General features: G+C 42.2%; 8 protein-coding genes. 4 read left to right on the forward strand and 4 right to left on the reverse strand.

What is annotated here, in order from left to right; translation table 11 throughout:
• Positions 1–12: 12 nt before the first annotated feature.
• Positions 13–555 (reverse strand): 2'-5' RNA ligase family protein, encoded by a 543-nt coding sequence (locus tag ABF638_RS22245; RefSeq protein ID WP_435025147.1) that lies wholly within the window; start codon positions 553–555, stop codon positions 13–15.
• Positions 556–781: 226 nt separating this feature from the next.
• On the reverse strand, positions 782–3,670 hold the full coding sequence (locus tag ABF638_RS22250) for a choice-of-anchor D domain-containing protein (protein WP_435025148.1): 2,889 nt from the start codon (positions 3,668–3,670) through the stop codon (positions 782–784).
• 1,190 nt (positions 3,671–4,860) lie between these two features.
• Between ABF638_RS22250 and thiD the strand changes: the two genes are divergently transcribed.
• The 3 genes from thiD to ABF638_RS22265 all read left to right on the forward strand — a co-directional run bounded on the left by thiD (position 4,861) and on the right by ABF638_RS22265 (position 7,313).
• The gene (thiD, locus tag ABF638_RS22255; protein WP_435025149.1) at positions 4,861–5,688 is read left to right on the forward strand and encodes a bifunctional hydroxymethylpyrimidine kinase/phosphomethylpyrimidine kinase; all 828 of its coding nucleotides are present in this window, start codon (positions 4,861–4,863) and stop codon (positions 5,686–5,688) included.
• Positions 5,689–5,881: 193 nt separating this feature from the next.
• Complete coding sequence (locus ABF638_RS22260; protein WP_435025151.1) at positions 5,882–6,490, forward strand: hypothetical protein; 609 nt, start codon at positions 5,882–5,884, stop codon at positions 6,488–6,490.
• 484 nt (positions 6,491–6,974) lie between these two features.
• Positions 6,975–7,313: a P-II family nitrogen regulator gene (locus tag ABF638_RS22265; protein ID WP_012410794.1), complete on the forward strand. Its 339-nt coding sequence runs from the start codon at positions 6,975–6,977 to the stop codon at positions 7,311–7,313.
• A 108-nt stretch (positions 7,314–7,421) separates the two neighbouring features.
• Here the strand turns inward: ABF638_RS22265 and rdgB are convergent, their stop codons facing one another.
• Together rdgB and ABF638_RS22275 are read right to left on the reverse strand one after the other, a co-directional pair.
• Positions 7,422–8,000, reverse strand: a complete 579-nt coding sequence (gene rdgB, locus ABF638_RS22270; RefSeq protein ID WP_435025152.1) for an RdgB/HAM1 family non-canonical purine NTP pyrophosphatase — start codon at positions 7,998–8,000, stop codon at positions 7,422–7,424.
• Between the two features lie 83 nt (positions 8,001–8,083).
• A complete protein-coding gene (locus tag ABF638_RS22275) occupies positions 8,084–9,520 on the reverse strand; it encodes a phosphoglucomutase/phosphomannomutase family protein (protein WP_435025153.1) in 1,437 nt (478 codons plus the stop codon).
• 309 nt (positions 9,521–9,829) lie between these two features.
• Here ABF638_RS22275 and ABF638_RS22280 point away from each other — a divergent pair, with 309 nt between their 5' ends.
• Positions 9,830–10,954, forward strand: coding sequence for a DNA cytosine methyltransferase (locus ABF638_RS22280; protein WP_435025154.1), 1,125 nt, complete (start codon positions 9,830–9,832; stop codon positions 10,952–10,954).
• The last annotated feature ends 36 nt before the right edge of the window (positions 10,955–10,990 follow it).

The raw sequence follows: 10,990 nt of genomic DNA on the forward strand, positions 1-10,990 counted from the left end.
CCTAAATTATCATCAAGTCAAAAAAGCAAACTGCGATTTAATATTCCAGCGCTTACCGTCGTGAAGCAACAGTGTTAATTTGTCGGCAGTAAACTCAAAATGCAATTGACGCTTTTCAAATTCTGGCCAAGCAGCTTTAAAGTTCTGCTTTGTTAAATCCCGAAACGCAACCGTTATATGGGGCGCAAAAGGGCGGGTTTTAGAAACCTGGTCAACAATTCCCAAGTTGCTTTCTGTATAAGCCATTAAATTAGCTTGGAAAGTCAAAAGTTCTTGACTTCTGACTACATTAATGTATACGACACGAGGCACAAAGGCATCAAACCCCCTGAGTGTAATTGCTAGTGGCTGTTGTCCACGAGCAAACTCCTTCAAGGATGCTTCTAGTAGTGGTAAATTAGCATCTGCCCATTCAAAGGGCGGTTGCAGAGTAATATGAGGCGGAGATTTTAGCGCTCCACTACTAGAATAGCGATCGGCAAAGTCCTGCTTAATCTGGTTGGCGTAGTCTTGAATGTCCTGGGATGGTAGGAAGGCAATGAAAAAACGGCTCATCTATCTATAAATAGCTGTAATTCGTGTATATTGCTACTCAAAAGTACCATCTTTAATCATATTTTTAGCGATCGCACTACTCAAATGCGACTCATTTAGTATTATCCAAATTGTAGGGGCGCAATATATTTATTGTGCCCCTATAGGTGCAGTCTATTGAATTGAAAACTATCTTGAAAGTGGGTTCATATTTGGATTACACTTCCACTCAGTTGATCGGGCCCAACTATGCTTGAACGATGAAATCGGAAGCAGTCAGAGTAGGCGCACCAGTAAGTTTTGCAAATTGACCCCCACTGCCTAAACCAGCAGCGCTGCCATTTTGATTGTATAGTAAATTTCCAGTCAGAGGATCGTAGACAATCACAGCATTAGTAGTCATCCCTAGACTGGTGACTTGAAAATCACTGGCGTTACTAAAACCCGTTCCCACAACAGAAGTAATGGCACCAAAGGTGGTCTTATCCAGAACAATCTTATCACCTTGAGAGCGGTTGAAGTCAGTGATAGTATCAATACCCACAGCAGCACTAGTAAAGGCAGCATTGGTGTTGTAAAGGAAAGAGTCAGCACCTAGACCACCCACAAGAGTATCATTGCCTTGTCCACCAATGAGAAGATCATTGCCATTACCACCCCGCAGCAGGTCATCACCACTTTTCCCATCGATGATGTCATTACCTCCTTGACCATTAATCACATCGTTGGAGTTGTCAAAACCGACGATGTTATTGTTCAAATCATTGAGGAAGGTGACGGTGTTTCTGTTGAAAACGCTAGTTTGAGTGGAGTCGGCATTAATCACATCAAAGTTGTCGGTAAAGTTAGCCTGTCCATCAAATAGGATATTACCGATGGCGGGTCTTGTTGTTGATGCGGCTAAGTTCTCCAGGTTTTCTAACTTAAAGTTTTGCAGAGTGACTTTGGTATTAGCCACATCTTCAAAGGTGACTTCTAAATTGTTTGCATTTTGAGTTAATTGCAGATTTCTCGCAGTCAAACCAGCCCCAATAAATTGCAAAGTGTCTATTTTCGCAATCACCGCAGCTGAAGGATTTGAGTTAGTACCTACACCACCAAAGTCCGTGATGATGTCATTGCCATTGTTTAATTGGGTAATAAAGGTATCATTACCCGGCGTGCCATTGAGAACTTGAATTTCTGGGGCAGGAGCGGGTTTAACTACGCCACTAATCGCAAAGTCAAAGGGGCTTTCATCACTATCGTTGTTGTTTAAACTGAGGCTACCACTATAAGTACCTGGTGTAGTGGTGTTGAGTGCCACCGATATGGTAGTGGAAGCATTGGCAGCCACACTCGTCGGAAGAGTACCGACCAAACTAAATCCGTCAGGAAGTTTGAGGTTACTCAGGCTGAGTGCAGATGTACCGATGTTCTTGATAGTAAAGGTTTTGCTCAGGGTGTTACCAACAGTGGTGTCGCCAAAATTAATAGCGGTAGTGGTGCCATCTGCAATATTAACCGTGCCATTGAGAACTTGGATTTCTGGGGCAGGAGCGGGTTTAATTACACCACTAATCGCAAAGTCAAAGGGGCTTTCATCACTATCGTTGTTATTTAAACTGAGACTTCCACTATAGGTGCCTGGTGTAGTGGTGTTGAGTGCCACCGATATCGTGGTGGAAGCATTAGCAGCCACACTCGTCGGAAGAGTACCGACCAAACTAAATCCATCGGGAAGTTTGAGGTTACTCAGGCTAAGTGCAGAGGTACCGGTGTTCTTAATAATAAAGGTTTTGGTCAGGGTGTTACCAACAGTGGTGTCGCCAAAATTAATAGCGGTAGTGGTGCCATCTGCAATATCAACCGTGCCATTGAGAACTTGAATTTCCGGGGCAGTAATAGTGATGCGGGGAGCTTCGTATGTGCCAATGTCAATCAATGCAGTGCCATTACCATCACCATCCAGAGGAATATTCCCAGTTATGGCATTAAAGACATTGGAACCAGCATCAATCGCAGGACTTCCAGCTTTGAGCGCAAAATTCTTTTTGGCTGCATCAACAAATTGAGGATCTTTACCCAAAATGTTCTGCAATCCTGTAGCTTTTAGATTATCTGAAGCTTGGAATAAATTCGAGTTATAAACAAGGTTGCGATCAAAGGTTATATTTTTGGCAAACTTAATGCTGTTCGCTTTTTGATTGTTGGTTGCGTACAAGATATTGTTGTAGACACCTACTTTGTCTGAATAAGAAACATTAATCTCTCCATGCTCTTTCAGAACACGACCATTCTGGTAAACTGTGTTGTTGAGGACATCGACATTTGTAGCTTTAAAAATTTCAATGCCTCCACCTCCATTGTTGTAGCTTGTGTTATTTGCGATTAGTGCTTTACCGGTGTAGGGTGAGCCGCCTTTAGTCTCCATAGTGGTATCAAGCATAATACCGTGCCCTTCAGTGATTCTGCCTACCACTACCCAGGGAACCAGACTTTGATTATCGTAAACAATATTGTCTCTAAAAATTATCCTGTAGTCAGTAGTATTGTTATCAAAGTTAAAACTGTTAAGTGCGGTGATTCCCTGATTACCAAAAGGCGAATACCAAGCGTTTCCAGACACAACATTTTTCTCAACAGTAATGTAATCGGCATCACGAAATGCAATGCCTCCAGCTGCAAAGTTACGGACTGTATTCTCAGCAATGACAATGTGATGAGGATTAGTACCACCCGCTCCCTGGCTATCTTTCCATGCTGCTACATAAATTCCATTAGCGTATGTCAAGGGGTTGTTAACATTATTCTTTTGACTTAAGGCATATTCTAGAGTCATGTTTTCCCGATTGCCCTCTAGCTCAAGTCCTTCAATCCGCACGTAAGATGAACTAAATATATTAATGCCAGTTGTAGTTGTTTTTATCTTAGGCGTATGTCCTGGATAAGCTTTGATGGTTGTCCAGTTGTCTGGTGAGCCATTTTTGTTAAAAATATTTCCTCCTTTCTCATAAGTGCCATTCATGACGTAGACTGTATCGCCTGTTTTCATCTCATAGAAAGCTTTACCCAAACTGCGAAATGCAGCATCTTCTTTCAAGCCATTATTTTTATCATTGCCTGTTCCAGAAACATAGTATGTTTTGCCAGCCATTATCTTTTCTCCGAATATTTTGTAAGGTGAATTGGCAATAAATTCTCAGCCACTTTCATCAGTTGCTAAGTAGTTATTTGAATGGGTTATCTGTCTGGACTTGTCTGGACTTTTCAAGACAGTCACAGTTATCCAATCGCGACTTGAAATCGCGTTGGTTCTAGAAACGCTGTTGTAAAATTGAAAAATTTTCTCCTATCAACCGTTGATGGTTAAAACAGGGATATCGATACCATCAATCGTCAGGGTTATGTTGAGGATGATCGGACGATTAGCGGGTAGACGCTTCGCCTCTTTTGCTTGTTGTCAGACATAAGCTAATCAGCATTTAAGTTGCATAAAAGTAGGGCTAAAGCCCTTACTACAAGCGAATAATTCTGGAAAAATGAATGACGATTAGCTTGGTCTGATTAGCAAGGCTGGATGGAGTCGAATTGAATCGTATCTTCATCTGGAGCAGATGCAATCGCTGCTCTTTGTGAGCCAGCTTTAGCATCTGCCATATTCGATACAGCGATCATAATTTTGCATGGTAATTTCTCTGAACTTTATCCGTTGTTTTAGGTCAGGAGATTGCCAAATTGGCATGGTAAAATACACCCCTAACTGATAATTTGGGACTTAAAGTTACAGTGGTCAAAGTTAAATTTTGCTTGAAACTTTAGTAGGTTGACCCCTTAACTTAAGGGGATTAATGTAACAACTGAGTCGAACCTGTTTTTAAGCGGTGTAACTGATATCTTGTTGTGAACTTAGTTAAAAGTAACCTTTACAAACAGCACTTGATATCAGTGAATGCCCGGAATATGGTAAGTTTTTTTACAACAAAATACAAAATACTATGGAAGTGTCGTGGTGAGTCCTGTTAATTTCCTGAGTGATATGGGAATAGAGAGGGCTTTGTGCGAGGATTTGATGAAGTTTATCTAAAAATTTGAGGACTGTGGATTGGGAACTGGAGACTATTACCGCAAGGCGGAATTAAAAATTAAAAATTAAAAATGAAGACAGCGTAAGGGTTTTGTTGATTGAAAATGGGTGGTTTATTTCCGCCGTGCTGTACTAGTATTTTTTACTCAGCACTGTCAAGTCAGATTGCCGTAAATGTTTATCGTTGCGGGTTTTAGCCTAGTTCGCCAATCTTTGAGATAGTTTGGTTTGATGGCGTCAACTTACTTAATCTTCATAATATGAATACTGCAATAAACTCCAGAATACCTGTTGCTTTAACCATTGCTGGTTCAGATAGCGGTGGCGGTGCAGGAATTCAAGCCGATTTACGCACCTTTGCTTTTCACTGTGTCCACGGTACTAGCGCTATAACCTGTGTCACGGCACAAAACACTCTAGGAGTGACGAGGGTTGATGCTATGCCAATGGAGGCTGTTGTAGCGCAAATTCAGGCAGTAGTTGAGGACATTGGCGTACAAGCTGCCAAAACGGGAATGTTGCTCAATCAGGAAATTATCTTTGCTGTTGCCCAGCAAGTGGAAGCTTTACAAATCAATAATCTAGTAGTTGATCCAGTAATGGTGTCACGTACAGGAGCACAATTGATTGATGATGATGCTGTGAAGACTCTGTGCCATACCCTGATTCCCAAGGCGGTTATAATCACGCCCAATCGCTATGAAGCCCAGATTTTGAGCGGGTTAAAAATTAATTCCTTGGAGGATATGCAAGCTGCTGCTGAAATTATTCACAAAACTTTAAGGACGAAGGCTGTTTTAGTCAAGGGCGGAGGTATGCAAGGAGATTTACGTGGCGTTGATATCTGGTTTGATGGCGATAAGTTGGAAGTTTTGACGACAAAGCAAGTAGAGACAAAAAATACCCACGGTACTGGTTGTACACTATCGGCTGCGATCGCTGCTAATCTGGCAAAGGGAAAAGACTTGTGGCAGGCGGTGCAACAAGCAAAGGAGTATGTAACTACTGCACTTACTTACGCCCTAGATATTGGCGAAGGGCAAGGCCCTGTAGGACACTTCTTCCCATTATTGGGGACTGGGGACTAGGGACTAGGGAAAAGTTTTCTTAATCCCCAATACCCAATACCCAATACCCAATCCCCAATCCCCAATCCCCCAATAAAAAATCTTTGCCCTTTCGATATTTTTCTATTATTCTTGGGCATAGTTTCAGGGGTGACTATCTCTGTTAGCATCTCTGTACGATCTAATTACCTTGATTTTTAATACCAAGCCCCCGATGCGAACAACCATAGGTTCTGTTCACAGAAATTCGCCAACACCGACTACTCAAGCCTACCCTCCCTCTGTACCACTATCTGTATACAGGGAATTGTCAACAGAGTTGCAAGCAGCACAGGCGAGGCTAAATGCACTCACCACCCAAAATCAGCAACTAGCACAAGAAAATCAACTATTACGCCAAGAAATTACCAAAGTTGTTGAGTCTTTTTCTCGCTTGCAAAATTTTGTGGATTCCCATGCTATACCTAGTTATCATCAAGCTACCCAAGCTGTTGGCGACGTTAAAAATGCCGCCAAACAGCCTGTAACACAAGGGCGTCCACGTCCGCAGGTTTCTCGTTCACGTCCACCCGTTGTGCCCAAAGCCGCACCCGAAAAAAGTCGCCGCCAAGACTTTTCTACACCTGTAATGGAAATGAATTTCCCGATAGCAGAACCAGTTTTTATAGAAGAACAACAAGTAAGTTATTATTCCACTACTGAGCCAGATGCCAAAGGACTTAATGGCTGGTGGTTAATTATTACCATCTTGTTAATCATGCTTACTGCCTTTAGTGCTGGATATTTTGTTGTGCGTCCCTTGTTTGAACATCAGAAACGTTAGCTGACACTCCCACAGTCAGCAGCAGCAGTCTTTCGGGCTACTATGCAATTTGTCTACAATCACTCTCTAAATATCCAAACAAATCTGCTAAATAGTGGAGTTGATTTATTTTTAGGTTATAAAAGCTACATAAAATGCTAAATTGACAGAAACTTCTTTATGTTAGAACCTCAAAGATTATCCAAGTTATTGGCACTCTCAGGTCTAAAAATCATGGTAGTTAAAACCATACGAGGCTTTGGCGAATGCTCAGTCGAGCCGTCGCTTATATCTCATCCCTAAAGGGACTGAGTTTTACGCTTACCCAGTGTTTCTATAAATCTTTGCTGGATCTCATGTCCCAAATCCTCAAGCAAAGCATCTACATTTTAAAAAAGTGGCAATTATTACATATCTTTTAGGAAAAGCACTGCTAGTTACAGCTTCAGACAGCGGATCTGGTTAGATATATAAACGAAGCTAGTAGAAGTCAGGAGTCAAGAAGATGAAAAAAGTAGAAGCTATTATCCGTCCATTTAAGCTAGATGAGGTAAAAATTGCCTTGGTTAACGCTGGTATTGTTGGTATGACTGTTTCTGAAGTCCGGGGGTTCGGACGGCAGAAAGGCCAAACTGAACGGTATCGCGGTTCTGAGTACACCGTTGAGTTTCTGCAAAAACTCAAAGTGGAAATCGTAGTTGACGACAATCAAGTTGATATGGTGGTGGACAAAATTATTGCTGCTGCCCGCACTGGTGAAATTGGCGATGGTAAAATTTTCATCTCGCCTGTTGAGCAAGTGATTCGGATTCGCACCGGCGAAAAGAACACAGAAGCAGTTTAAAAAAGTTATGAGTTAAGAGTTAAAAGTTATGAGTTGTGAGTCAGGACTAATGAATGAAGATTTAGCATAATTCATAAATCCTAACTCCTAACTCCTAACTTCTAGCTCCTAACTCCTAATTCTCTCCAGTTGCGGAAGTAAAGCTGTAAAAGCCTTCCCTCGATGGCTAATTGACCTTTTTAACTCTTTTGTCATTTCAGCAAAGGTCAATTGCAACTCTTGTACATAAAAAATTGGGTCGTAACCGAAACCACTATCACCACGAGGTGCGTGGAGAATTTCGCCACGACAAACACCTTCAGATTCTAATACGATCGCACCATCAGGACGAGCGATCGCTACTGCACAAACAAATTGAGCTTGCCGATTTACCTCGTTGCCTAATTCGCTCAATATCCTAGCAATGCGTTCTGAGTCGGTTTTGGCGTAACGTGCAGAATACACCCCTGGTGAGCCATTTAGGGCATCTACTTGCAAGCCCGAATCATCAGCAATTGCCCAGTTTCCTGTAGCTTTAGCAATTTGTGACGCTTTCAGACAAGCGTTGGCGGCAAAAGTTTCGCCCGTCTCTTCAATTTCCAACTCTTCAGGTTTGAGGGTTAATTCCCAACCAGAATTTTCCAGATAAGCCTGCATTTCCCGCAGTTTACCTGGATTTCCTGTGGCTACTACAAGTAATTTGGTCATTAGTCATTGGTCATTGGTTGGTCATTAGTCATTGGTCATTTACCAAGGACAGAGGACAAATGACAAATGACTAATAATGAATTTTACTCCGCCCACTGTTTCGCCCAAGCAAGAGTTTGATGCACTTGCTCAATTGTCGAGGCTTCGCAGTACAGGCGTAAAACTGGCTCAGTCCCGCTAAATCTAATCATTAACCAGCTTTTATCAGCTAAACGATACTTGTAGCCGTCAATTGTTTGGCAATCAATCACTGCTTTACCTGCAATTTCCGTCAAGGGTTGAGTTTGGAGTTGTTGCAAAAGACGCGATCGCACTTCCATACTTGCTAAGGGTAAATCAATGCGATCATAAGCTGAGGTAAACCCTGTTTGTTTCTGCAAGTAGCGATAATATTCACCTAAATCCAAACCAGATTCTACAATCGCTTCTAGTACGTACAAGGCTGACAATAGGGCATCACGTTCGGGAATATGGCTGCCATAGCCAATTCCCCCCGACTCCTCGCCACCTAGTAAAACTTTTGCTACTAACATTCTGTCAGCGATATATTTATAACCAACCGCTGTCTCAAAGACTGACAGGTTATGTAGTGCTGCTACAAGCGGCATCAAGTCAGAACCACTAACAGTTTTGACTATTTCACCACTAAAGCCGCGCCGCAGGGTTAAATGGTCGATTAATATTGGGATTAATACTTGGGAACTTAGGAAGTTAGCTTCTCCATCTACTGCTGCAATGCGATCGCAGTCTCCATCAAATACTAACCCCACCGTTAAACCTGATTTATCGGTTTCTCGGTGAGTCTTGATGACTTCAAATAGCTTTGAAAGGTATTTAGGCAAGGGTTCCGGCGCACCACCACCAAATAGGGGATCGCGTTCACTGTTGATTTCTTTGACTTGATTGCCTAGTAGTCTCGCCAATCCACTTGCAGCAGCGCCATGCATGACATCAGCAAATAACGTCAATTTACCAGATGCGATCGCTTCTCGAAGTTTGGCAATATCAACTTTACCTTCTAGCGCTTGGGTATAACTGGGCCAAGGATCGAATTTCTCTTGCTTGCCTGGGGTAGCTGCTAATGGTACTCCAACCGACAACTGCGCTTCTATCTCTTTTGTGACTTCTGGCGGTACCGATCCACCAAAACAACCCTTGACTTTTAATCCCAAATATGTTCCCGGATTATGGCTGGCCGTAATTACCAGTGCCCCTAAAGCATTGAGTTCTTTTGCTGCCCAACTATAAGCTGGGGTTGGGGCATAGCTCTCGCTCAGTAGCACATCAAAGCCGACAGCGGTGACAGTATCGGCAACAGCACGAGCAAAGTCTTCAGCCATGAATCGGCGATCGTAACCGACAATTATTGTCCGGCTACCAACCGTAGAAAAATACGTATCATATAATACTTTTGCGGCAACTGGCGCGACCAGGGCTAGGCGTTCAAAGGTGAACTCGTCACCAATAATGCCCCGCCAGCCGTCTGTACCAAACTTGATTGAGTTAGCTACAACTGGCATCTAGGTATCCTAACTGTCTACTTGAGGATTCTAGCATTTATACAGTGTGCAGAGTAAAAAAAGAATCTAGTAAAAATATGTACTAATAATATTCAACACAAAAGTGAGCCAATTTGTGTATTGTACAAATGCAATGTCTAACGATAAGCCCGTCTACGCCTGCCATATTTAAAAGAGAATAGCGCCTTTGTAACATACTGTTTCAAAAGGCTTACACTATTAGAATTGCAGGTATCTATCGTTAGCATGAAGCAGACTTGAGGGTTCCAGCAAATCGTATATTTGATTAAGGCTGTAAGGATAAAAGCAGTGATAGACAATCGGGCAATATCAATCAGTTTATTTACAGGGGCAGGTGGACTAGATATTGGGATAGAACAGGCAGGTTTTCGGGTAGTAAGTGTTGTTGAGAAAGATCCTGATGCTGCGAAGACTATAGCTTTTAACCGACCTCACCTAAATAGTCCCGTAGCAAGAGATATACAGAAAATCACTGCTCAAAATCTTTTGGAAGAAGGGGGATATGTTATTAACCTTGGTAGACCCCTACGTATTGGAGAAGTAGATTTAGTAACTGGCGGTCCCCCTTGTCAACCCTTCAGCACAGCAGGAAAACGTGGTTCAGTTATGGACCCACGTGGCAGCTTGTTTATGGACTTTATACGTATTGTTGAACAAGTGCAGCCACGCTTTTTTGTCATGGAGAATGTTAAAGGTTTACTCTCGGCTCCTATTCGTCATAGACCTCATCTGGAACGAGGAACGGGTTATGCTCCTCTGGAACTAGATGAAATGCAAGGGAGCGCTCTTGAGATTGTTTTAGAAGAAATGAAACGCATTGGTTATCAAGTTATTTATAAAGTAATGGAAGCAGCAGATTACGGTGTTCCGCAAAACAGAGCGCGAGTAATCTTTATTGGCTCAAGAGATGGTGAATCGGCTACATTCCCTTTGCCTACTCATAGTAAAGATGGCTCTTTATTACCTCAATGGCGCACTCTTAAAGATGCTCTGATCAACTTAGAAGATCCACAACCGGAGTATACTTCCTACTCAAAAAACCGTCTTCAATATTTAAAGCTTTTAAAAAGTGGTCAAAACTGGAGAGATTTACCTAAAGAATTGATAAAAGAAGCAATGGGAGGCGCTTATAAATCTGGAGGTGGTAAAGTAGGGTTTTACAGAAGATTATGTTGGGATAAGCCGTCTCCTACTGTTACTACAAGTCCTTACCAAAAGGCTACAGATATGTGTCATCCAGAGGAACTTCGTCCTCTAAGTGTTCGAGAGTGTGCCAGGATTCAAACCTTTCCAGACTCATGGATTTTCTATGGTTCGACAGCTTCTAAATACAGACAGATAGGTAATGCTGTACCTGTTCTCTTAGCTCAAGCTATTGGTGACTATTTACATAGTCTAATTAGGGCTTGCTGAAAAAGTGATGAAAAGCCAGAGAAGGATTAATTAGTT

It is taken from the genome of Nostoc sp. CALU 1950 (assembly GCF_051172895.1).
Lineage (GTDB): Bacteria > Cyanobacteriota > Cyanobacteriia > Cyanobacteriales > Nostocaceae > Nostoc > Nostoc edaphicum_A.